Origin of the sequence: Haloarcula sp. KBTZ06, assembly GCF_048595605.1 — an archaeon.
Classification (GTDB): Archaea; Halobacteriota; Halobacteria; order Halobacteriales; family Haloarculaceae; genus Haloarcula; species Haloarcula hispanica.
This window is the reverse complement of the sequence record NZ_CP184337.1, coordinates 1,793,498-1,816,084: the sequence shown is the minus strand read 5'-3', so window position 1 is coordinate 1,816,084 and position 22,587 is coordinate 1,793,498. Positions and strand designations below refer to the sequence as shown.

The 22,587-nt window shown below is 64.2% G+C and carries 24 protein-coding genes and 1 tRNA gene; 17 read left to right on the top strand and 8 right to left on the bottom strand.

Annotated features, from left to right (window positions below; genetic code table 11):
* Positions 1-21: 21 nt before the first annotated feature.
* The gene (gene dph5 / locus ACNO8S_RS09460; RefSeq protein ID WP_014040750.1) at positions 22-801 is read right to left on the bottom strand and encodes a diphthine synthase; all 780 of its coding nucleotides are present in this window, start codon (positions 799-801) and stop codon (positions 22-24) included.
* Positions 802-876: 75 nt separating this feature from the next.
* On the opposite strand from dph5, the gene ACNO8S_RS09455 reads away from it, so the two are divergent.
* The 11 genes from ACNO8S_RS09455 to ACNO8S_RS09405 all read left to right on the top strand — a co-directional run bounded on the left by ACNO8S_RS09455 (position 877) and on the right by ACNO8S_RS09405 (position 9,858).
* On the top strand, positions 877-1,857 hold the full coding sequence (locus ACNO8S_RS09455) for a class I SAM-dependent methyltransferase (protein ID WP_151103543.1): 981 nt from the start codon (positions 877-879) through the stop codon (positions 1,855-1,857).
* A 46-nt stretch (positions 1,858-1,903) separates the two neighbouring features.
* The gene (locus ACNO8S_RS09450; protein WP_014040748.1) at positions 1,904-2,155 is read left to right on the top strand and encodes a hypothetical protein; all 252 of its coding nucleotides are present in this window, start codon (positions 1,904-1,906) and stop codon (positions 2,153-2,155) included.
* A 61-nt stretch (positions 2,156-2,216) separates the two neighbouring features.
* A complete protein-coding gene (locus tag ACNO8S_RS09445; RefSeq protein WP_064287588.1) occupies positions 2,217-3,764 on the top strand; it encodes an SLC13 family permease in 1,548 nt (515 codons plus the stop codon).
* A 144-nt stretch (positions 3,765-3,908) separates the two neighbouring features.
* Positions 3,909-5,228 carry an amino acid ABC transporter substrate-binding protein gene (locus tag ACNO8S_RS09440; protein WP_014040746.1) on the top strand — a complete coding sequence of 440 codons (1,320 nt, stop codon included), beginning with the start codon at positions 3,909-3,911 and terminating at the stop codon, positions 5,226-5,228.
* A gap of 5 nt (positions 5,229-5,233) precedes the next feature.
* Positions 5,234-6,121, top strand: coding sequence for a branched-chain amino acid ABC transporter permease (locus ACNO8S_RS09435; protein WP_014040745.1), 888 nt, complete (start codon positions 5,234-5,236; stop codon positions 6,119-6,121).
* Complete coding sequence (locus tag ACNO8S_RS09430) at positions 6,118-7,179, top strand: branched-chain amino acid ABC transporter permease (RefSeq protein ID WP_014040744.1); 1,062 nt, start codon at positions 6,118-6,120, stop codon at positions 7,177-7,179. The genes ACNO8S_RS09435 and ACNO8S_RS09430 overlap by 4 nt, the downstream gene beginning before the upstream one ends.
* Positions 7,172-7,957, top strand: coding sequence for an ABC transporter ATP-binding protein (locus ACNO8S_RS09425; protein WP_420181824.1), 786 nt, complete (start codon positions 7,172-7,174; stop codon positions 7,955-7,957). Before ACNO8S_RS09430 ends, ACNO8S_RS09425 begins: the two co-directional genes overlap by 8 nt.
* 2 nt (positions 7,958-7,959) lie before the next feature.
* Positions 7,960-8,709: an ABC transporter ATP-binding protein gene (locus ACNO8S_RS09420; RefSeq protein ID WP_014040742.1), complete on the top strand. Its 750-nt coding sequence runs from the start codon at positions 7,960-7,962 to the stop codon at positions 8,707-8,709.
* Between the two features lie 3 nt (positions 8,710-8,712).
* Positions 8,713-9,126, top strand: coding sequence for a universal stress protein (locus tag ACNO8S_RS09415; RefSeq protein ID WP_014040741.1), 414 nt, complete (start codon positions 8,713-8,715; stop codon positions 9,124-9,126).
* A 78-nt stretch (positions 9,127-9,204) separates the two neighbouring features.
* A tRNA-Thr gene (locus tag ACNO8S_RS09410) sits at positions 9,205-9,278 on the top strand.
* 274 nt (positions 9,279-9,552) lie between these two features.
* Positions 9,553-9,858, top strand: coding sequence for a DUF7562 family protein (locus tag ACNO8S_RS09405; RefSeq protein WP_014040740.1), 306 nt, complete (start codon positions 9,553-9,555; stop codon positions 9,856-9,858).
* 51 nt (positions 9,859-9,909) lie between these two features.
* On the opposite strand, the gene ACNO8S_RS09400 is transcribed toward ACNO8S_RS09405, so the two are convergent.
* From ACNO8S_RS09400 to ACNO8S_RS09385, 4 genes are all read right to left on the bottom strand, one after another.
* Entirely contained in the window at positions 9,910-10,950 is a 1,041-nt protein-coding gene (locus tag ACNO8S_RS09400) for an NAD(P)-dependent alcohol dehydrogenase (protein ID WP_420181823.1), read from the bottom strand.
* Between the two features lie 249 nt (positions 10,951-11,199).
* Complete coding sequence (locus ACNO8S_RS09395; RefSeq protein WP_050036742.1) at positions 11,200-11,835, bottom strand: PGF-CTERM sorting domain-containing protein; 636 nt, start codon at positions 11,833-11,835, stop codon at positions 11,200-11,202.
* A 54-nt stretch (positions 11,836-11,889) separates the two neighbouring features.
* On the bottom strand, positions 11,890-12,132 hold the full coding sequence (locus ACNO8S_RS09390) for a DUF7385 family protein (RefSeq protein WP_004957007.1): 243 nt from the start codon (positions 12,130-12,132) through the stop codon (positions 11,890-11,892).
* Positions 12,133-12,174: 42 nt separating this feature from the next.
* Complete coding sequence (locus ACNO8S_RS09385) at positions 12,175-13,038, bottom strand: cytochrome c oxidase subunit 3 (protein WP_014040736.1); 864 nt, start codon at positions 13,036-13,038, stop codon at positions 12,175-12,177.
* 159 nt (positions 13,039-13,197) lie between these two features.
* Here ACNO8S_RS09385 and ACNO8S_RS09380 point away from each other — a divergent pair, with 159 nt between their 5' ends.
* The 3 genes from ACNO8S_RS09380 (at position 13,198) to ACNO8S_RS09370 (ending at position 15,217) form a co-directional block, all read left to right on the top strand.
* Positions 13,198-14,544, top strand: coding sequence for a hypothetical protein (locus tag ACNO8S_RS09380; RefSeq protein ID WP_146417197.1), 1,347 nt, complete (start codon positions 13,198-13,200; stop codon positions 14,542-14,544).
* A complete protein-coding gene (locus ACNO8S_RS09375) occupies positions 14,541-14,852 on the top strand; it encodes a DUF7410 domain-containing protein (protein WP_129755314.1) in 312 nt (103 codons plus the stop codon). The genes ACNO8S_RS09380 and ACNO8S_RS09375 overlap by 4 nt, the downstream gene beginning before the upstream one ends.
* Before the next feature lie 80 nt (positions 14,853-14,932).
* Positions 14,933-15,217 carry a DNA-directed RNA polymerase subunit L gene (locus ACNO8S_RS09370; protein WP_050036739.1) on the top strand — a complete coding sequence of 95 codons (285 nt, stop codon included), beginning with the start codon at positions 14,933-14,935 and terminating at the stop codon, positions 15,215-15,217.
* Between the two features lie 2 nt (positions 15,218-15,219).
* Here ACNO8S_RS09370 and ACNO8S_RS09365 read toward each other — a convergent pair whose 3' ends face one another.
* The gene (locus ACNO8S_RS09365; RefSeq protein WP_050036738.1) at positions 15,220-16,068 is read right to left on the bottom strand and encodes a hypothetical protein; all 849 of its coding nucleotides are present in this window, start codon (positions 16,066-16,068) and stop codon (positions 15,220-15,222) included.
* A gap of 297 nt (positions 16,069-16,365) precedes the next feature.
* The gene (gene hisF, locus ACNO8S_RS09360; protein ID WP_129755313.1) at positions 16,366-17,181 is read right to left on the bottom strand and encodes an imidazole glycerol phosphate synthase subunit HisF; all 816 of its coding nucleotides are present in this window, start codon (positions 17,179-17,181) and stop codon (positions 16,366-16,368) included.
* 117 nt (positions 17,182-17,298) lie between these two features.
* Here hisF and ACNO8S_RS09355 point away from each other — a divergent pair, with 117 nt between their 5' ends.
* The 3 genes from ACNO8S_RS09355 (at position 17,299) to ACNO8S_RS09345 (ending at position 20,013) form a co-directional block, all read left to right on the top strand.
* Entirely contained in the window at positions 17,299-17,490 is a 192-nt protein-coding gene (locus tag ACNO8S_RS09355; RefSeq protein WP_004591771.1) for a DUF7550 family protein, read from the top strand.
* A gap of 93 nt (positions 17,491-17,583) precedes the next feature.
* Positions 17,584-18,795, top strand: coding sequence for an FIST signal transduction protein (locus ACNO8S_RS09350; protein WP_064287582.1), 1,212 nt, complete (start codon positions 17,584-17,586; stop codon positions 18,793-18,795).
* A 3-nt stretch (positions 18,796-18,798) separates the two neighbouring features.
* Entirely contained in the window at positions 18,799-20,013 is a 1,215-nt protein-coding gene (locus ACNO8S_RS09345) for a two-component system sensor histidine kinase NtrB (protein WP_420181822.1), read from the top strand.
* Here the strand turns inward: ACNO8S_RS09345 and purL are convergent, their stop codons facing one another.
* Positions 20,014-22,230 carry a phosphoribosylformylglycinamidine synthase subunit PurL gene (gene purL, locus ACNO8S_RS09340; RefSeq protein WP_420181821.1) on the bottom strand — a complete coding sequence of 739 codons (2,217 nt, stop codon included), beginning with the start codon at positions 22,228-22,230 and terminating at the stop codon, positions 20,014-20,016.
* Positions 22,231-22,587 lie beyond the last annotated feature (357 nt).

The window sequence follows — 22,587 nt, the reverse complement described above, 5'->3', positions numbered from 1 at the left end:
CTGCGTCGGGAGGAACGGCCGTTATTCTAATTCTGCTCCAGCAATCGATTCCAGTGCGTCAGCTTCGAGCGGGTGGAGCGAACCGGGAATGACGAGCAGATGTAGCGGCTCGCCGAATGACTGTGCGGCGAGAGCGTCGAGCGTATCGGCGGCCACCAGCGGGTCCGGGCTACCGGCTCTGGCCACGACGACGCCGAGCGTGTCGGGGAACGGCTCGGATAGCATGGCGGCGGCCTTGCTGGCAGTCATGTACGTGTCGTCACTCTCGTCCCAGTGGGGGTCGTCGACCTTGATGTCGAGATAGACTAGCGTGTGCAGGTCCCGCTCCCGGTTGTCCTCGATGGTGGCGACGACGCTATCCGGGACGCCGTCACCGCCGTGGGCGTCCTCGAACGGGAGCGTCGTGGCCTTCCCGAAGCGGTAGTTCTGTAAGCCAGTCAGTGAGCCGGCGGCCGTCTGGGCTGTCGTTCCGTGGACGATTCGGGTTTCGATACCGCGGTCAGCAGCGCGGAGCCGGAGGTCGGTGTGTGTCGTCGAGACCATCGTATCCCCGGCAGTACAGAAGACGACATCTTCGCTCTCGGCGGCTTCGAGAATCGGTTCGGGGTCCTGCTCGATGCCGGCGCGGTCCCTGACTTCGATACTCGTCTCCAGTACGTCCTCTAGCGTTTCGAGGTCGGTACCAACCAGCCGACTCGTGTAGAACTCCGCGAACACCCGGTCGGCGTCTCGGATGGCGTCGCGGCCGGCGACTGTGACCGAGCGCTCGTCGTAGAGGCCCAGCCCGACGAATGTGAGCATATCCGGAGTGGGTCGCCGTCGGGCATAAAGGGCGCGAAGCGTCAGGCTTACCGCCCGCGGTCGGAGAGTGTGAGTATGGGCGTTCCCTGCGTTCGCGTTTCCCGCGAGGCCGGCGAAGAGACGCGCCAGCGCCTCGCCGAGGCAAACCTCGTCGACGACGGCTACGACATCACGGTCGTCGACGGACAACTGTACGTCCCCGTCACTGATCCCACAGCGGTGCCGTCGGACCTCACCGTCGTGGAGGCAGACCCGCCGGTCCGCGAAGGCCAGACGATGCCGGCCGACGGACTCGACTTCGACCCGAGCTACGAGCGCATCGGCGACGTCGCGATTGTCGACGAGGACGACGCCGACCGGGCGCGGGCGATTGCCGACGCGATTATGGATTCAGACCTGCCCGTGCGAGCGGTGTTGAACCGCGCGTCGAAGATCAAAGGCGAACAGCGGGTCCGGGACTGGGACGTACTCGCTGGTGAGGGGACGGAAGTCACCCACCGAGAGTACGGCTGCACGTTCGACCTCGACCTCGCCGAGGTGTACTTCTCGCCACGGCTGGCGACAGAGCGCCATCGTGTCACCGAACAGGTCAGCGAGGGCGAGCAGGCCTTCGACATGTTCGCGGGCGTCGGCCCGTTCGCGATTCCGTTCGCCAAACGCGGCGCGACCTGCGTCGGAACAGACATCAACGAGACGGCAATCGAGTACCTCCGGGCGAACGCACAGCGCAACGGCGTCGCCGACCGCGTGACGGGCATCTGTGGCGACGTACGAGAGGTCGCCGGAGAGTACGAGGACTGGGCCGACCGCGTCGTGATGAATCTGCCCCATAGCGCCGACGAGTTTCTGGAGACCGCCGTCCGCCTGGCGGCTGACGACTGTGTCTTTCACTACTACGATATCCAGCACGAGGACGACCTGTTCGGGCCCGGCGAGCGAGCGATTCGGGCGGCTGCGGAGCCGGCCTACGACGTGACGGTCGAAACGCGCCACACCGTCCGGTCGTATGCCCCGAAGGAACACAACGTCGTGCTCGACGTTCGACTGACGCGCTGAAACGAACAGTTATGTTCATTCGTCTGATGGTGGGGAATAGTAGCAGATGGAGGTGAGCGAGGATGACAACATCGACATCCACGACATCTCGCCGACAGCGTGGCGTCTCCTCCGCGTTGCGGCGGGGTTCGGCCAGCGGGAGGTCGAAGTGGAAATCGACGACATCATGCAGGCTCACATCTCGATGCTGGAGAACAACAACCGGAGTCTCTCGGAGCAACGACTCGAAGTGTTGTTCGAACTGTACCGTTCGGAACTGACCAACGAACAGGTGCGCGTACTGGTTTCGAACTTCTAACCATGACTGAACGGATATTCCACGGACGCCGAGACGCGGCGGCTGGCCAGCGGGGTCGGCCATGACCTGGTCGGGCCGAACGCGACCGCGGCGAACGGCAGGGGCGATCCTCGTCGCGCTCGCCTCGACGGCCGCGATAGCCGCAGCCCCGACGCCACCCGGACTCGACATCGCCGCCCAGTACGCGCTGGCGACCATGGCGTTTGCGGCGATTCTCTGGGTCACGGACGCCCTGCCGCTCCCGGTAACGGCGCTGCTGATACCGGTGTTGCTGACAGTGTTCGGTATCTACACCGAGATGGAGGCCGCGCTATCGGGCTTTGCCGACCCGCTCATCTACCTGTTCGTGGCGGGGTTCATGCTCGCGAAGGCACTCCAGACCCACAACATCGACCGCCGGATCGCCCTGCACCTCATTGGCTGGATGGGGCGGTCGCCGCGGCTGCTCATCCTGGCAATCATGGTCGCGACGGCGTTTCTCTCGATGTGGGTGTCGAACACGGCGACGACGGCGATGATGACGCCCGTCGCACTGGGTGTGCTTGCTGAGGTCGTCGGCCGAGATGTCCCCGACGGCGAGGCGTCGAACATGCGAATCGCGACCTTGCTCGGCACGGCCTACGCGGCGAGCGTCGGCGGGGTTGGCACCCTCATCGGTACGCCGCCAAACGTCGTCGCCGTGGCGTTTCTCGACAGGCTCATCGGCGTCGAGATATCGTTCGTACAGTGGCTGGCCGTCGGGCTCCCCATCGTCGTGTTGACCCTCCCGCTGACGTGGTACGTCCTGACGTTCTGGCTGTACCCCCCGGAGGTCGAGGACGTGAGTGGGGCAAAAGCGCAGGCGAACACGTACCTCGAAGAGGAGGGGCCACTGTCCGAAAGCGGCCGGCGCGCGGCGTATATTTTTGCGGCTACGGCGGGCCTGTGGATTCTCGGCGGGCTCGGGTTCCTGTTCGAGGGACTCCTCCCTGGACCGGTGTTCGTGACGCTGTTCGGCGGCACGGGCGAGACAGTGTTCGGTCTGACGGGCCACCGCGGCGTCCTGTACCTCGTGGTGGTCGGACTGCTCGCTATCCCGGCACTCGTCCTCTCGGGGGCTGACGACTGGGAGAACCTGGTCGACATCGATTGGGGTACCATCATCCTGTTCGGCGGCGGCATCTCGCTGGCGGACGCGCTGGCCGAAACCGAGGCGACGACGTGGCTCGCACGCACTGTCTTCGACACGCTGGTCGGCGCGCCGCTGGTCCTCGTCGTGCTCGCCGTCGTCGTCTTCACCGTGCTGGTGACGGAACTGTCCTCGAACACGGCGACGACGACGATACTCGCCCCGGTCCTCATCGGCCTCGGAAGTGTGCTCGCTGGAACACTCGGCGTCGAACCGGTACAGGCAGCCGTCACGCTGACCGTTACCGGGGCTGTCGCGGCGAGTTTCGCGTTCGCGCTCCCCGTCGCCACCCCGCCGAACGCTATCGTCTTCGGTAGCGGCCACCTGGAGCAACGGGACATGATTCGGGCCGGCGTCGTACTGAACGTCCTGATGACGCTCGTGTTGACGGCACTCGTCCTCGTTTCCTTCGCGGTCCTCTGGCCCCGCGTACTCTGGTAGGCCGGTCTGCGGTGTCGATTGTTCTTGAGGACGTACTTCTACGTATACGTCCTACCTCGCCACACTATCCTTAACATTTAATAGGGTATGTCACAACGGAACGTACAGGCCGTGTATCATTGATACACGGGCGTAAACCGACCTATGACTGGAAAACAAGACCGACGCGCGTTTCTGAAGGTGGCAGGAAGTACAGGTGTCCTCGGACTGACCGGCCTCGCTGGCTGTTCCGGTGACGGTGGCGACGGTAGTAGTGACGGGGGCGATGGCGGTGGTGGCGGTGACGGTAGTGACGGCGGGTCCACCGGGGATAGCGATGGCGGGATGAACGTCATCAAGCTCGGCGGTTCGATGAGTCTCACTGGGGACAACGCCGACCTCGGCCAGCTGTATAAAGACGCCTACGAGCTGACCATCCAGCGCATTAATGAGTCCGGCGGGGTTGAGGCCGGGGACGGCAACACCTACGAACTGGAGATGATTCTCCGTGACGACGGGACAGACGCCTCCCAGTCGAAGTCTATCTACCAGGAACTCATCGACCGCGAGGGCATCGACTACCTGCTCGGACCGTACTCCAGTACGGTGACCCTGCCCGCCAGCGCCGTGGCCGCACAGAACCAGAAGCCGATGGTCGAGGGTGGCGGTGCGAGCCCGGAGATATTCGCACAGGGCAACGAGTGGATCTTCGGCCTCCTGCCGACGGCGAACAAGTACGCCAAGAGCTACATCGACATGTGCCTCGCACAGGACTCGACGCCGGAGTCCATCGCGATCCTCGCGGAAGACGGCACGTTCAGCCAGTCGACCGCGGAGGGCGCACGTAACAAAATCAGCAACACGGATTTGGAACTGGTTGTCGACCAGACGTTCCCCTCGGACACGTCGGACCTCTCGACCAACCTCGGAAAGGTTCGGGACAGCGAGGCCGACATCCTCCTGCTGTGTGCCCACCAGAAGCACAACATCATCCTGGCCAACCAGATGGAGAGCCAGGATGTCAACGTCGACGCGGCGATGGGGACCGTCGGAAGCCTCAACGAATCGTTCAAAGACGAGGCCGGCGCGAACGGCGACTATATGTACGGGCCGTCCTCGTGGGCAGTCAACGCCGATTTCGACGACCCGGTGTATGGCAAGACCGGGGACTTTGTCTCGGCCATCGAGGAGAACTACGACTACACGCCGGACTACCACAGTGCGGCCGGTGAAGCCGTCATCCTCACGTACATGAACGCCTTCCAGAACGTCGACGAACTCAACCCGACGGCGGTCCGGGACCACATTCGACAGGCCGAGTTCTCGACGGTGTACGGCACCGTCGCCTTCGACGACAGCGGCGTAATCGACAAGAACATGCTGGTCTACCAGTGGCAGCCCGAGTCCGACCTCCAGATAGTGTACCCGGACAACGTGGCGCAGTCCGATCCGGTGTACCCGATGCCTGACTGGAGCGAGCGCTGAGAGCGATGGCTGCCACCCAATTCGTCGTCAACGGCCTGCTGGTCGGGGCACTGTTTGCAGGCGTGGCGGTCGGATTCGCGCTCATCTGGGGCGTCGTCGACATCATCAACCTCGCCCACGGCGAGATGGTGATGCTCGGTGGATACACCTCCTACTGGATGCTAACCCTGGTCACCGGGAACGCGGAGGGGTCGCCGCTCCTGTTCCTAGCGACCATCCCGGTCGCCATCGCCGTACTGTTCGGCATCGGGTACGCGCTCCAGCGGACGCTGGTGTCGCGGGTCATCGGGACCGACATCTTCCTCACGCTATTGGTGACCTTCGGCGCGAGCATCGCCATCCAGCAACTGGCGATACAGGCGTGGTCGGCGAACCCACGGTCGATTCAGGTCAGCTTCGCGGACCCGTCGGTGAACCTCGCTGGCATCGTCGTCCCCAAGATGAAACTCGTCGCCTTCGCGGGCGCGCTCGTTCTCACCGCGCTCATGTACGTGTTCCTCCAGAAAACGCGGACCGGACGAGCGATACGGGCCGTCTCGCAGAACCCCGAGGCCGCGGCGCTGGTCGGCATCGACGTCGAACACACCCGCGCGGTGACCTTCGGCGTCTCATCGGCTATTGCCGGCGGTATCGGCGCGTTCATCGCTGTCATCCTGAACATCCAGCCACAGATGGGGCTCATCTACACGCTCAAGAGCTTCATCATCGTGGTGTTTGGCGGCGTCGGGAGCATCCCCGGCGCACTCATCGGGGGCCTGTTGCTCGGGTCGGTCGAGGAACTGGTCGCAGGCTTTATTTCCTCTCAGTGGACGCTCGCTGTGAGCTTCTCGCTGCTCATCGTCTTGCTCATCCTCAAACCGAGGGGTCTGTTCGGCCAGGGGGCTGAACAATGAGCACGACCGACGAGGATTCGAGCGGCGTCCTGCGGTCGATCCTCCCGCCGGAACAGGTCGATCGGTTCCTCGGGACCTGTGACGACTACGGCTGGGCGCTCCTCGGTCTTGGGACGCTGATTGCGGCTTCGTTCCCCGTGCTCGGACTGGAGGGCGGCTACTTCATGACAGTGCTGTCCGAGATGTTCCTGTTCGCCATCCTGGCGCTGTCCTGGGACATCGTCGGCGGACAGACCGGCTATCCCAGTTTCGGAAACATGGCCTTCTTCGGTATCGGGGCGTACGCGACGGCTATCCTGACGAAAGACTTCGCTGTCGCGTTCCCGGTCGCGTTCCTGCTGGCCGGCTTGCTCGCCGTCACCTTCGCAGCCATCATCGGCATCGTCGTGCTCCGACTCCGCGGCCACTACTTCGCCATCGCGACGCTGGGCGTCCTGCTGGTCGCCCAGCAGGTCTCTCGCATCCTCGACATCACCGGTGGCGCCAGCGGGAAGATACTGCTGGAGACGCCCTCGGCCGAGACCTTCTACTACCTGTTCCTGGGCGTCCTCGTGGTCGAGATGGCGCTCGTCTACTACCTCTCCGGGACGCGCTTTGGCTTCGTCCTGAACGCCATCCGGGACGACGAGGAGAAGGCCACAGCGATGGGGTTCAACACCACGTACTACAAGACGGCCGCGTGGATGCTGGCCGGCCTGTTCACGGGCTTTGCCGGTGCGGCGTACAGCCTGTTCAACACGTTCATCGACCCCCAGACGGCCTACAACGGCGCGTGGAACGTGGAACTCATCGCGATGGCGCTGCTTGGCGGGTCCGGCACCGTCGCTGGCCCCGTCATCGGTGCGTTCGGCCTCCACACCATCATCGAACTCGTGGAGACGTACGCCGTCGGGTGGCAGCTGGTCCTGCTTGGTGGAGCCGTCATCGTCACGGTCATTGGCTTCCCCAAGGGGGTCGTCGGAACGCTCAGCGAATACGCCAGCCAGATGGACTACTACAAGCACGGCGGCATGGCCGCCACGGACACTGACGACCAGGAGGTGAACGCCGATGAGTAAAGCGGACAGCGGTTCGACAGCTGTCACGGACAGCGACCGTGCGGTGTTGCGGACCGACGGCGTCACGAAGCGCTTCGGCGGCCTGACCGCCGTCGACGACGTGGATATCGAGATACACAGCGGCGAAATCGTCGGCCTCATCGGGCCGAACGGTGCCGGCAAGTCCACGCTGTTCAACTGTATCACCGGGACGCTGACGCCCGACGAGGGCCGGGTCTACCTCCAGGGCGAGGACGTGACGGACTGGCCCGAGCACAAGATCGCGCGGGCCGGCCTGGGGCGCATGTTCCAGGAAACCCGGATCTTCGGCGACATGACCGTCCGCGAGAACCTGCTGCTTGCGGCCCAGGAGGGCGGCGCGAACGTCGGTAGTCTCCTGCGCCGCCCGGATAGCTCGCTGCTCTCCCGGACGGACGAACTGCTTGACTACGTTGACCTCGGGGGGCTATCGGAGACCCGCGCCGGACGGATGAGCTTCGGCCAACAGAAGCTACTGGAGTTCGCCATGGAGCTGATGTCGGAGCCCGAAATCCTGCTGATGGACGAACCGGCAGGCGGCATCAACCCCTCCATGCTGGGCAATCTCATCGACTACATCCGCAGTGCCAACGAGGAGCAGGAGTCGACCATCTTCCTCATCGAACACAACATGGACTTCGTCATGGACATCGCCGACCGCATCTACGTCCTGGCCCACGGCGAGCGCATCGCCAACGGGACGCCCGAAGAGATTCAGAACGACCAGCGCGTACTCGACGCGTACCTCGGGAGGGAGTGAGTATGGCATCAACACCAGACGCAACGAGCGACCCGACCGAGGACCCGGTGCTCCGGATGGAAAACGTCACGGCCGGCTACGGCAACACCACCGTGTTGCACGACGTGAGCATCGCTGTCGAGGACGAACAGGTCGCCTGCCTTATCGGTCCGAACGGCTCCGGGAAGTCCACCCTCATGAAGAGCATCTACGGGTTCGCGGACGTCCAGTCCGGGACGGTGTCGTTCCGCGGCCAGGAGATCACCGGCCGGTCGCCCCAGCAGAACCTCGCCAACGGGATGAGCTACGTCCTGCAGGACGCCAGCGTCTTTCCGGGGATGAGTGTCCACGAGAACATGCTGATGGGCGGCTACGTGTTCAACGACGACGACCGCGCCGCTGCCCGCGCCGAGGAACTGTACGAGGAGTTCCCAGTGCTCGCCGACCTCCGGAGCCAGTCAGCCGGTACTCTCTCGGGCGGCCAGCGTCGCCTGCTGGAATTGGCCCGCGCGCTGATGGTCGAACCGGACGTGATGATGCTCGACGAGCCGTCTATCGGACTCGAGCCGCGGTTCATCGACGACGTATTCGAGCGCATCGAGCAACTCAACGACCTCGGAACGACCATCCTGCTCGTCGAACAGAACGCTGAAAAGGGCCTCTCTATCGCCGACCGCGGCTTCGTGCTCGCGAGCGGGGAAATCAAGTTCACCGGCACGGGGACCGAACTGCTTAACGACGAGGAAGTCGGACGCTTGTATCTAGGAGGGTAAAATATGTACACGATACTCGTCCCCGTCGACGCCGATGAGGACCGCGCCCGCGGCCAGGCCGCCTTCGTCGCGGAGCTACCGGCTGCTGAGACCGACGTCGAGGCCGTGATCACGCACGCACTGACCAAGGAAGAGGCGGAAGCGCCCGAGGAGATACGCAACGTCGAGCGGATCTCGACAGTGCGCCTCGTGCGTGACTACCTCGAAGACCACGACGTCGATGTCCAGCTGGCTGAGGGTCAGCAGCCGCCTGCGGACGGCATCATCGATCTGGCCGAGGAGTTCGACGTCGACCAGATCGTCATGGGGTCCAGAAAGCGGTCGCCGACCGGCAAGGCCGTGTTCGGGAGCGTCTCCCAGCAGGTCCTGCTCGAGGCGGACGACCCGGTCACCGTCGTCGGGTCCCGAGCGGAGTGAGAACGTCTCTCTCGGTGGTCCCGATTCGCAATCCTTATTGCGGTTATGCGTCCAACAACTGATGTACGCGAGTACGGCGCCGGTGTAGCTCAGACTGGCAGAGCGAATCCTTCGTAAGGATTAGGCCGAGGGTTCAAATCCCTCCACCGGCTTCCCTTTTCGAATGCCGTTCTGCGAGTTAGCCGCGTTCTCTACCGAAGACGACTTGTCGGCAGCCGTAGGTGTTGCGTCGCTATCCCGACGGTGCTCCGTGAGCCGCATAAAAACGACCCTCATCAGTGATGCGATATGGCGACGGGCTGCTGGACGGTACTTCTAGCCGTAAACGATGGGCACACAGTACGGATTACCGGCGGGTACTGCGGTGTACGGGCGAGAGCGGCACGACAGACACACTTGCGGACAGTTAGACGGAGTGTGGGTCTGATGGATTTCAGAAACGCCTGGCATCGCGCCACCGACGAAGACGTCTGTTGCATCGCCTGCGGTGAAACGGTCGCCCGGTCGGATGCCCGGGAATACGACAAGTACGGGGACCGCTGGAACCGCGACGGCAAGTCCTTCGAGTACCTGTGCAAGCCCTGCTACAAGGAGTGCTGGCACGTCGACCGGAGCGGGCTGGAAGACCGACTCGAAGCGGCCGGTGCCGGGACCGTGAGCCGGGACGCGTTTCTCAGGTGCTATCACGACCTGGCCGAGGACGCGGAACAGACTCGCGCCGACGGTCGGTGAGCCGAAAGAAGGGTGCCCTGTCCGGCGATACGACACCGCAACACAGGCCATTCAGGGCGTGATGACTGCCCGACCGTCGATCTCTCGGTCTTCGAGCATCTGTGCGACGGTGTTTACCTCGCCCAGGTCGTACTGGGTCGTGTGCAGGTCGACCGCGCCGCGCTCGACAAGCGCGACCAGTTCCTGCAGCTCGGTGTACTGGCCGACGATGTTGCCCTGATAGGCGAACTCGCCGTTGACGAGCGCCTGTGCGGGTTCGTGGATGTGGCCGCCGTAGCCGATGATGTGGTGGTCGCCGCCGGCGGCACAGATATCGGGCGCGAGCGCCGTCGTCTCGTCGGCCCCGACGAAATCGAGCACCTGCGCCGCGCCGACGCCGTCGCTGATGGCCTCGACCTCGCTGGCGACGTCTTCGCTTTCGGGGTCGATGGTGTAGTGTGCGCCGAGGTCGTCAGCGAGGTCGCGGGCGGACTGCTTGATGTCGACGGCGACGAGGTCGGCGGCACACATCGCGTCGAGACACTGGAGACCGATGTGTCCGAGCCCGCCGATACCGATGACGACCGCAGTGTCGCCCGGGTTGAGTCCGTCGACGGCTTTCTTCGCCGCATGGTAGGCCGTGATACCGGCGTCGGCGTGCGGGGCGATGTCGGCCGGGTCGACGCCCCCGGGCAGCGGGATGACCGACCGGTCGCTGGTCAGTAGCTGGTCGGCGAAGCCGCCGTCGGTCGTCAGGCCGTTGAACGCGTCGTTCTCGCAGTACATCGTCTCACCTTGCCGGCACGGTCGGCAGGTGCCACAGGTCTGGACCGGATGACAGATGACCTGGTCGCCTTCCGAGACGATATCGACGTCGTCGCCGGTCTCGACGACTGTCCCGGCGTTCTCGTGGCCCAGCGTCATCGGGAGGTCCTGCGGGACGTACTGGTCCCACATCCCCTCGATGATGTGATTGTCAGTCTGGCACCAGCCGGCCCCTTCGACCTCGACGATGACGTCGTCCCCCGACGCGACCTGTGGTGCGTCCACCTCGTCTATCGAAAGCCCGTTCGACATGTCGTGCGTGTACTCGTGGAGTCTGGCTGCGCGCATCGTTCTGTATCCGGGCGAAACGACATTAAACGCCCGTTATAAAATATCAGATATATTGACGGTATCGCCCATCCCACTGTCTGAGAAGAGTATCAGCCACCCGGCCAGCGTCTGTAGACTCCGAATCCGGATGCAAGGAACGATGCGTGTGGTGACGCCCTCAGCTACACAGACTTCCGGCTGTCATCTCGTGGAGAATATTGCTACCCCGAGGTAGCGAGTATCTTCAGGGAGGTACAGCCGACAGTCTCAGTCCCGACTGGCCAGCAGTGCGGCCCCGAGCAGCGCCACGACGGCGACGGGAATCCCCATTCCGGGGCCGAAGGCCGACGACGGTGCGGGGCTGGTCGCGCGGATCGGTTCCTCGACCGGTTCGTCAGCCTCGTACTCCCAGACAGCGGTCTCGTTCCGAACGATATCAGCGTTCGAGGACGAGACGTCGGCGGGCATCGTCAGCTGGTACTCGACTGCGACGCCATCGCCGAAGGCCACGTCGGTATCCTCGTTCGCAGTGACGAACGTCCGGTCTTCGTACGTGACGTTGCCCCCGCTAGCGTTGACCGACACGTCGCTTTCCGGGCCGGGGTTCCAGTCCGTGAACGTCATCGAGAGCGTGACGTTCTCACCCTCAAGCTCTTGTTCGTACGTGTGATTCGCCATCCGACTGGTGTTCACGTCGGCCAGGAGATATCCTTCAACCGAGTCATAGCCCTCTTGCTGGGCCTGGCTCTGGAGGCCGTCGTACACCGACGGGGACATGTCGAGAGTCAGGTCGTACTCCGAAACTGTGCCGTCTCCGGCCACTGTCGAGTCGACCGTCGCCGTCACACAGCCGGAGAGGACGACGAGGGCAGCGAGACCGATCGCAGGGACAATCCGATTCATACCTCACCGAATCGGGTCAGATGGGATAAGCCTTGTTACCGGGGCCGATTCGGCTCAATGTGTGAGGACCAGTAGCTGGTCGTCAGTCCGAACCAGACAGAAGGGGGACCCGGGGTCTCCGAAAGTGTTCGTCCGCTTTTCGCTGATAAAGAGCGTCTCGAACTCGTTGCCACAGGCCGGACAGGCGAACCCCTTCCGGTTCGACAGCGTCATCGTCCCGCGGTCGTCTTTCAGCAGCTTGAGTCCGTGTCGGTACTCGTGGACGTCGAAGCTCCCGCTGACGTCTAGCCGGTCCATGCGTGTGAAACGAGTGTCGGCCGTCTAAAACTCGTCGGCGATCTACACCAGGTTCGCGCCCATGTAGAGCACGACGACGAGGAAGATCCAGACGATGTCGACGAAGTGCCAGTACATCGACGCTGTCGAGACGGAGGTGTGCCGTTCAGCCGAGTACTGACCGTAGTACGCGCGGACGAAGACGATACCCAGAAGCACGGCCCCCATCGTGACGTGGAGGCCGTGGAGTCCCGTCAGACCGTAGAAGGCGGAGCCGTAGATGCCGCCACCGATGCTGAAGCCCTTGTGCACGATGAACTCGTAGTACTCGTACACCTGCCCGCCGATGAAGACGATGCCCAGCAGCAGCGTCGTGCCCAGCAGCTTCAGGAACCGGCTTCGGTTTCCGTTCCGGAGCGCGATGTGGCTGTAGTGAAGCGTCACCGAGCTGGCGATCAGAATCAGCGTGTTGACGATCACCAGCGAGCCGAACACCTCTGGCACTGCCGCCTGCGCCCAGACTTCGCCGCCACGCACGATGAAGTAGTACACGAAGCCAGCGCCGAAGGTGGCGATTTCGCTCCCGAGGAACAGGAGCATGGCGAACTTCAGCGTCTTGTCCGAGTGGTAGTCCGTCCCGCGTTCCCAGAAGTCGGAGACGAAGGCGTGATACAGCCAGCCGTAGATGCCGACGAGGAAGAGCCCGACGCTCCCGGCCATCGCGCCCGCCCCGACCGTCTGGCTAACAAGTGCGTTCTCGCCCATCGAAAGCACGAGCAGGGCGGCGCTGACGTAGATGCCCGAACCACCGATCGCCGTCACAAAGGGCCACCAGCTGGCCTCGCCGAACCCGTGGGGCCAGTCCTCCGTCGCCGGGAGGTGGTGCTCCCCGTGCCCGTCGTCCGCGTGTTCATCGGAGACACTCATACTAGGGCCCTTGCGAACGGAATACTAAAAGCCCATCCAATTCACTGCGGATTGGTCCGGTTCCGTCTCTGAATGGCCCGCCGGCGTCCCGGAAGCTACACGGGGGCGAAGGCCCAACTGCCGACGATGACATCTGGGAGGCGTCGTACGGTCGCGCTGGTGGTGTGTGGGCTGGGCTGGCTGGCCGCGACGGGAACAGCGAGCGCACACGGCGGCAGTCTCGCCGGCGGCGGGCGCGAATCGCTGACGATACCGACGTGGCTCTTCCTGAGTACCGGTGGTGCGGCCGTCGGCGCGTCGTTCCTGCTGGCCTCGTTCGTCACCGACCGGGCGTTCGTCGAGCGCATCCACGACTGGGGGCGGCCGCTGTCGGGCGACTACGAGCGTGTCCTAAAGCTCGCCGGCCAACTCCTCGGGCTCGCCGGACTCGCCGCGGTGTTCGTCGTCGGCTTCCTCGGACCGACGAACGCCCGGACGAACCTCGCGATACTGCTCGTCTGGGTCGGCTGGTGGGCCGGGCTGGCGATGACGACATACCTCCTGGGCAACGCCTGGGCGACGCTCAATCCGTTCAAGACGCTCGCCGACCTCCTCCCGACGCTCGACCGCCCCTACCCGGCCCGCGTCGGATCGTGGCCCGCCGTCGGCGGCCTGCTCGTGCTGGTGTGGCTGGAAGTCGTCAGCCCGCTCGCCGACCAGCCGCGACTGCTCGCGTCGGTCGTCGCCGGCTACTCGGTGCTGACGCTCGCGGGCGCGCTCGTGTTCGGACCCGAGGACTGGTTCGCTCACGCCGACCCGGTGGAGCGGGTGTTCCGCTACTACGGTCGCTTTGCGCCCATCGGCCGCGACGAGGGGGGACTCCGACTTCGGCTCCCCGGAATGGACCTCTCGACGCCGCGGCTGGTCGACGGCCCCGACGAGGTGGCGTTCGTGGTCGCCCTGCTGTGGGTCACGACCTACGACGGGCTGGTCACGACGCCGGCCTGGCGGGACCTGACGACACCACTCGTCGACGCCGGCGTCCCGCCGCATTTCCTGTATCCGGTCGCGCTCGGGATCGGCTTCGCCGGCTTCCTCGGCGTGTATCGACTCGCGGTCCGGCTCTCCCGTGATATGTCGGACACGTATCTGGCTCCGGCAGTGCTCGCACAGCGGTTCGCGCCGCCGCTCGTCGCTATCGCCGTCGGCTACCACTTCGCGCACTACCTCGGGTACTTCCTCGTACTCGCACCTTCGCTGGCCGTCGCGCTCACGTCGCCGTTCGCGGACCCGGCAGTAGTGCCGACCATCGAACTACCGGATTGGTTCGGCGCGATTGCGCTCGCGTCGGTCATCGTCGGTCATCTGGTCGCTATCTGGGTGGCCCACGCCGCCGCGTACGACCTGTTTCCCGCACGACTACAGGCGATTCGGTCGCAGTACCCCTTCATCGCGGTCATGGTGTTCTACACGATGACAAGCCTCTGGGTCGTCTCTCAGCCGGAGGTGGCACTCCCCCATCTATGACTGACACAGCAACCCAGACGGCGGCTGATACGGCAGCGACAAGCACCGATGACGGAGCAGCCTACGACGTCCCGGCCGACGCCACGGCCTACACCTGTGCGTACTGCGGCCGGCCGTTCGCCCGCGAGTCATGGCTCGCGCTCCACCGCGGTCTGGCCCATCCCAACGAACTCGACGACGCGGAGATCGAGGCCTTCCGGGCGGCTCACGACGACGAGGAGGAGTCGCTTTCGACGTTCCGACTCCAGGCGCTGGGCGCGCTTGTGCTCATCTACTTCGGTCTCCTGATGATCTACGCGCTCGTGTGAGCTCCACTCGGCCTGGTGACCGCACCGACAACGGGCGGGAAGCGAAGCGTTGATGGGTCGGAGGCGACCAAACAGTGGGTATGGACCTTCGCGTTATCGACAAATCCGACACGGAACTCTCTATCGAAATCGCCGGTGAGGACCACACGTTCATGAACGTCATCAAGGGGGCGCTACTGGAGACAGAAGGCGTCACGGCGGCGACCTACGACGTGAACCCGGAACAGTCCGGTGGCCAGACGGACCCGGTCCTGACCATCAAAACTGAGGATGGCGTCGACGCGCTCGAAGCTCTCGAAGACGGGACTGACGCCGTCATCGAGAAGGCGGACAACTTCACTGACGCGTTCGAAGCCGCCGCGTAGTTCTAACAGAGTACGTACGTGACGAACACGCGTTCGTCCGGACCGACGTGGATATCGAGGCCGATCAGTCCGGCGTCCGACGTCCGAAGCCTGTTACCTCGCTCGATGTAACTGTCGACAAGCGCGGTCGCCAGCGCTGTCTCGTTCTCGAACTGGTCGAGTGACTGTGGCGTCCGGTCGTAGGCCACCTCGTAGCTGACCACGACTGGGCGGTCACAGGGGAGCGGGAACCGGGATACTCCCTCTCGCGTGGGCCGCTCCGCGTTGTCGTATCGCGCATCGACGCGGCCCTTGTTGTAGTAGGCCGCGGCGTCGTCGATGGTCGCGTTCCGCGAGACCGTTCCACCGCCGACGCCCGACCGCCGGACGTTGTACACGTCGACGTAGGTGTCCTCGACCTCGGCGAGCGAGAGCGAGTCGACGGTGTCGCCGCTGCCGGCAGGGGACGCGATCGACGGTGGGCCGGTGGGAGTTTCGGCGGCAAAGCCCGGCAACGTGATACCGCCCACAGCAGCGAGCACGATGAGGCCGAGCAGCAGTGCCACGGCGGCGTAGCCGATCGCGTACTTCGTTTCGAGCACGTCCAGCCAGCCGGTCTGTATCTCATCGAGCGGATCGTCCTCCGGCGGCCCCGTCCGCCGCTCGAAGTTACTCCCGCCACAGCGTTTGCACGGCGGGGAGTTCTTCTGGTGCTGGCGACCGCAGTCCAGACAGACCCACCTGGGCCCGCCCTCGACGACCGCTTCGTTGACCTGCGTCACGGCCTCCTCGAAGGAACCGTGCCCGCAGTTGTCACACGGCGGGTCGTCCTCCTCGTGGGGTTTGCCACACCATTCACACCGCCATTTCATTGTTGATTCTCCGTGTTGGGCGAATAAAACCTGCCCGATGCCAGGCCACAGTGCTGCGGTTCCGGGGAGACGTTCCCCCACGGTCGCTCGGTCACAGGCTGACTCATCGGGGCTGTTCGACCCCGTTGACGCCTGCTTCCAGGGACTGGGGTGGGCGTGACCGCTGACAGCGAGAACCGATATCGAACGCCGGGACGCGGGGAAAACCGAGGCGTCCGAGGCGACAGAAGAACTGCGTCATACAGAGATAATGACAGGAGTGGGTATTTAATATTGCTACCCTAAGTCGGAGATGCGTTACAGTCGGACCGGAATCCCCTTGCTGTCCAGATACTCTTTCGTCTCCTCGATGGAGTACTCGCCGAAGTGGAAGATAGAGGCCGCCAGTCCGGCGTCCGCGCCGGCGTCGACGAACACTTCCTCCATATCAGCGGGGCTACCACAGCCCGAAGAGGCGATGACCGGGGTCGAGACGGTGTCACAGACGGCCTGCATCAGCGGGATATCGTAGCCGTCCTTGGTTCCGTCGGCGTCGATGGAGTTGACGAACAATTCGCCGGCGCCGCGCTCTTCGGCCTCTGTGGCCCACTCGACGACGTCCAGTCCGGTCCCTTCGCGGCCGCCCTTGACGGTGCATTCGAACCAGCAGGACTCGCCGTTGACCTCGGTGTAGTGCTCACCTTCCGAATCGAAGCGACGGCGAGCGTCGACGGAGATGACGATACACTGGCTCCCGAAGGCTGCCGCGCCCTCGTTGATCAGGTCGGGCTCGGCGATAGCGCCGGAGTTGATCGACACCTTGTCCGCACCGGCCCGCAGCGTCTCTTTGATGTCGTCACGAGTGCGGATGCCGCCGCCGACGGTCAGCGGGATGAACACCTCGTCGGCCACGGCCGACACTGTATCGAGCATCGTCTCGCGGCCCTCGGCGGAGGCGGTGATGTCCAGGAAGACGAACTCGTCGGCGCCGGACTCGTTGTAGGCCTTGGCCATCTCTACCGGGTCGCCAGTGTACTCCAGGTCCTCGAAGTTGACTCCCGTGTACACCGCCGCGTCCCCGTTCTCGTCCACGTCGACGTCGATACAGGGGATGATCCGTTTCGTGAGCGTCATTCGATACCTGTGGGTTCGACGCAACGCCGTTTGACCGTTTCGACTGGTGCAAGTGTCTGGCCGAGCACGCAGTGACAATCCGACAGCTACACGTACGACGCACCAGAACCACCGCTTATGGCAGACGACCACCACGAGGAGGACCGGCCGGATTACGACCCCGAACACGTCGAACTGCCCGCGCGAGAACCGCCGCTTCGGTCGACGGCCCCACAGAGCCCGTTCACCATGTCGCAGGTCGGGACAGGGCTCGGCGTCCTGCTGGTCGGACTGGTGCTTACGTTCGGTATCGCGCTGGCGCTGGCCTGAGCAGGTCGGTATGACCACGTCGGCCGCCAGGAATATCATTTCTGATACTTCTGGGGAGAGTATATAGGTTTCCGCGCGAATAACTGTTGTACAATGTCGCCCCAGTCAGGCGCGAGTACAGCGGTCGCAACGGGAACGTCAGTGGCGACCGCTGGGACGCGCGCTGGCCGAGAGGCGACCAGCGCTGCTCGTGACCGACTGGACGCCGAGCGGGTGGACTTCTGTCAGGTGTTTGCCAGCTCTGGGTTCGACCCCGAAGCCGTTCTGGCGGGCGTGAATGCGCTCGTCGACGACGAGACAGCCGTTGTCGGCTGCACGGCTGGCGGAACGTTCACTGAAGAGCGAACGATGGATGCCGGCGTGGCCGTCACGCTCGTTACCAGTGATTCGTTCCGGTTCGATACGGCCCTTGCCGCCGGTCTCAGCGAGAACACCCGTGGGGCTGTCAGAGATGCTGTCCGAGCGCTTCCCGAAGATATCGAGGAACCCTACCAGTCAGCGATCGTCCTCCACGACGGGCTGTCGGGCGTCGGTGAACAGTTGTCGCTGTCAGTCCAGCGACGGCTTGGCCCCTATGTCGAATTCGCAGGTGGGGCAGCGTCTGACGGTCTCCGGATGGAGTCGACACCAGTGTTTTGCGATGAGTCGGTTGTCGACGACGCAGTCGTTATCGTACTCGTCTCCGGCGAAAAGCGTCCGATCATTACCGTCAATCACGGCCACAGCCCCATCTCAGAGCCGTGGGAGGTAACCGAGGTCTCCGGGAACGTGGTTCACGAACTCGACGGTGAACCAGCGTTTGCGGTATGGAAAGACGCTGTTCGAGACCACGCTGTGGAGACATCGGGGGTAGCCGTCGACGACGTCCCAGTCGGGTCAGCGGCGCTCAGGAAGCTCATGGTCGAATACCTGTTCGGTATCGACCAGGGTGAAACCTACAAGATCCGCTGGCCCCGGACTGCGATTGAAGAGACTGGCGCACTGCAGTTTGCCGTCGATATTCCGGAGGGAACTGTCCTCCGCGTAATGCATGGCAACAAAGCTGACCAGATCGCGTCCGCCGAACAGGCTGCTGCCGACGCTGTCTCGCTGTGTGACGGTCCCATCGCTGGCGCGTTCGTCTACGACTGCGCGTGTCGTCAGATTCTCTTCGACGACGCGTTTTCGGCGACTGTCGATGGTATCACATCGACCCTGTCGGCCCCAGTTGCTGGGTTTGAGACGTACGGAGAGCTGTGTATGCAGGCCGGACAACTCAGTGGCTTTCACAACACGACAACGGTGCTCTTTGCACTGCCGGAGTAACAGATGAATCGAACAGGACTCGTCTCAAAGTTCGCAGAAACGGTCGGCATCGAGAAGGCGTCGGCTATCGTCGACGACGCGATGGCTGACCTGGGTATCAGTGGCGACACGGAGATAGACGACACGGATGCACAGGATATCTGTGATATAATCCAGCACAACAACGAGGGATACGTCGCACTCGTCGCGAGTGAACTCCGCGTGCAGCTGGCGGCACAGGAACGGTTTGACGCGCTCCTGGGGAACATCCCAAACCCGGCTGTCGTCGTCGAGTTTGAGCAGCGAGAACCGTACGTCAAGTCGATCAACGAAGCGTTCGCGGACACGTTCGGCTACGACCAGACGGATGCAGTCGGAACGGAGCTTCGGACACTCCTCGCGCCGCCCGGAGCCGACTCCGAAGTCATCAGGGCAGACTGGTGGGAACAGACCGGCCAGTCGGAGCAAGAGGTCAGGCGGACGACTGCATCAGGCGAGATACGGACCTACCTGTTCCGGAGTACCATCGTCACCCGTGACAGCAGCCAGCTGGAAGGGTACGGGATATACACCGACATCACCGAGCGCAAGCGCCGCGAACAACAGCTGAGACACCAGAACGAGCGGCTTGACGAGTTTGTCAGTATCGTCAGCCACGACCTTCGGAACCCGTTGAACGTCGCATCCGGCCGCACCCACCTTCTGCTCGGCGACATCGAGGATGCGGCTGTTCGGGAGGGGTTACAGGAGGTCGCCGCAGCACACGAGCGGATGGCACGCATCCTCGATGACACGCTGACGCTCGCTCGTCAGGGGCGGGTCGTCGGAGAGACCACGAGCGTCTCCATCGAAGCCGTCGCAGCCGACGCGTGGCAACAGGTCGAAACCGGGGACGCAACGCTTACTATCGAAACCGACGCGACCATCGAGGCGGACGCCGAGCGCCTCCAGCAGCTATTCGAGAATCTCTACCGGAACGCCATCGAGCACGCGGGCGCGGAATGCACCGTCGTCGTGTCCGCGCCCGGGACACATGAGAACGGGTTCTCCATCGCCGACGACGGCCCCGGCATTTCACCGGACGACCGTGAGCTAGTGTTCGAACACGGCTACTCGACGAACTCGGACGGGACAGGATTTGGCCTGTCGATCGTTCAGAGCATCGCCGAAGCACACGGCTGGTCGGTCGCAGTCTCGGAGAGCGAGAGGGGCGGTGCGCGGTTCGATGTCCGCTGGTAATCAGGCCAGTTCGTCGTCGATGACCGACCGCAGGTCGGCGATGTCCGCAGCGTTGTACGCCAGCGTCTCGTCGTTGACCGTAATATCGAGTCCGTTCGAGTCGTTCGCCTCGCCCAGTTCCGTCACTGGGGCGACGCCGTCGAAGGCCTCCCGGACCGCCGCCGGGTCGGTCGTCTCGAACACGACCCGGCCGGGCCGCTCGTTGAACAGGAGTCGAGCCGGGGTACCGTGCTCGGTGGTCCCGATTCCGACCGACGCACCGGCGTCCTCGTGGACCATCTCGGCCAGCGTTACCGCGAGGCCGCCGTGGCTCACGTCGTGGCTCGCCAGTACGTGGTCGGCGTCGGCGACCTCGGCAATCGTCTCGACAACGTCCGTCGAGTCCGCCGGGAGGGCGGGGAAGCGGTCGGTGCCGCCGAACTGCGCGGTGTACTCGGACCCGCCCAGACGCGGGTCGGTTTTGCCCTCCAGTGCGGTGTCCCCGACGACGACGAGCGTTCCCTCGCCGGACAGCGACAGCGGCGGGGCATCGTAGCCTTCCTTGACCCCGACCAGCGCGAGCGTCGGCGTGGGCGGAATCGGCCCGTCCTGTGAATCGTTGTACAGCGAGACGTTGCCGCCGACGACCGGCACGTCGAGGTCACTGCACATATCCGCCAGGCCGTCGACGATACCCTTGAAGCCGCCGTACACGTCCGGTTTCTCGGGGTTGCCGCCGTTCAGACAGTCCACAGCCGCATGGGGTGTCGCGCCCTTCGCGGCGACGTTCGTGGCGTTTTCCAGCGCGACGGCGCGTGCACCTTCGTACGGCGCGGCGTCGGTCCAGTTGGGGTCCGCGCCAGCAGAGAACGCCAGTCCGGTCCCGGCCTCACGGATGGCGAGCAGTGCGGCGTCGTCGCCGGGCAGGACGCTCGTGCGGACCTGCACCTCGTGGTCGTACTGGCGGTACACCCACCGCTTCGAGGCGCAGTTCGGGCTGCTGACGATCTCCTCGAAGGCTTCCTCCAGCGCGACCGTTGGCAGGTCTCGTTCCTGTCTTGGCGGCGCGTCGCTGGGCAGGTCGTTCATCGGCGCGCCCTCACCGAGGAACTCCGCGTCCACGTCGACGACTGTCTCGCTGTCTCGCGGGCGCTGCCCGCTCGACTTGTCCGAGACAGTTGTCTCGCTCCCCTCGAACGTACAGACGTAGTTCGTGCCCGGCTCGGTGAGTTCGCCGATGACCGAACAGCCGAGGTCGTATCGCTCGGCGAGTTCGGCCACGCGGTCGACGTTCTCCGGCGCGACCTCGTACACCATCCGCTCCTGGCTCTCTGCGAGGAGAATCTCCATGGCGTTCATGTTCGGTTCGCGCTGGTGGACGCGGTCCAGTTCGATGCGCGCGCCGAGGCCGCCCTTGGCGACCAGTTCGGACGACGCGCCGCCGAGGCCAGCGGCCCCAAGGTCGCGGGCCGACTCGACGAGTTCCTCGTCCAGCAGCGCCTCGTTGCACTCGACGAGTAGCTTCTCCGAGTACGGGTCGCCGACCTGCACGGCCGGTCGGTCCTCCGTTTCAGCGTCCTCCGCGAGGTCCTCGCTGGCGAAGGACGCCCCGCCGAGCCCGTCTCGCCCCGTCGCGTTGCCGACGAGAACGAGCTTGTTGCCGGGCTCCTGTGCCTCGGCGGTGATGGTCCGCTCGGGCTCCAGCAGGCCGATACAGGACACGTTCACGAGCGGGTTCCCCTCGTAGTCGTCGTGGAAGGCGACGCTCCCGGTGACAGTTGGAACGCCGATGCAGTTCCCGTAGTGGGAGATACCCTCGACGACGCCCTCGAAGAGATAGCGGGAGTGCTCCCGGTCAAAGTCGCCGAAGTACAGACAGTCGGCCAGCGCGATGGGGTAGGCCCCCATCGACAGCGTGTCGCGGACGATCCCGCCCACGCCCGTCGCCGCCCCGTCGAACGGGTCGACGTAGGACGGGTGGTTGTGGGACTCGACGCCCATCGTGATGTACATCTCCTCGCCGTCGCCGTGGGTCGGCAGGGAGACGACGGCCGCGTCGTCGCCGGGGCCGATGACGACCTGGTCGCCCTCGGAGTCGAACGCCGACAGCAGGGGGCGAGAGGAGCGATACGCGCAGTGTTCGCTCCAGAGGTTCTCGAAGAGAGCGGCCTCCGCCCGGGTCGGCTCCCGACCGATCTCCTCGACCACGAGTTCGTGGTCCGCGTCGGACAGGCTCATTACCTCGTCGTGGCCGCCCACAAGATAAGTCCCTTTCCATGCACCCGCGCCGGCAGTACGCGAACGTACACCTGGTCGGGAACGCAGCGAAACTCGCGTCGGCAACTCAGCGACCGGCGACCGTCGAGGCGCGCCTGTACAACGACTCGACACCCACTCCCAATAACTGAGATTCACAGCTGAATACGAGTGGCTACTGAGAATCGGTCATGGGTATCAAGAGGGTAATATGCGCTGTTGGAGTGGCTATACGAGGTTATGGGCTCAATATATCCGGAGGCGTCACATCGAGATCAGGGTTTCAAATAAGATAACTGGCACTCGGAGTATATATGACCGCTGGCCATACCCCAATGC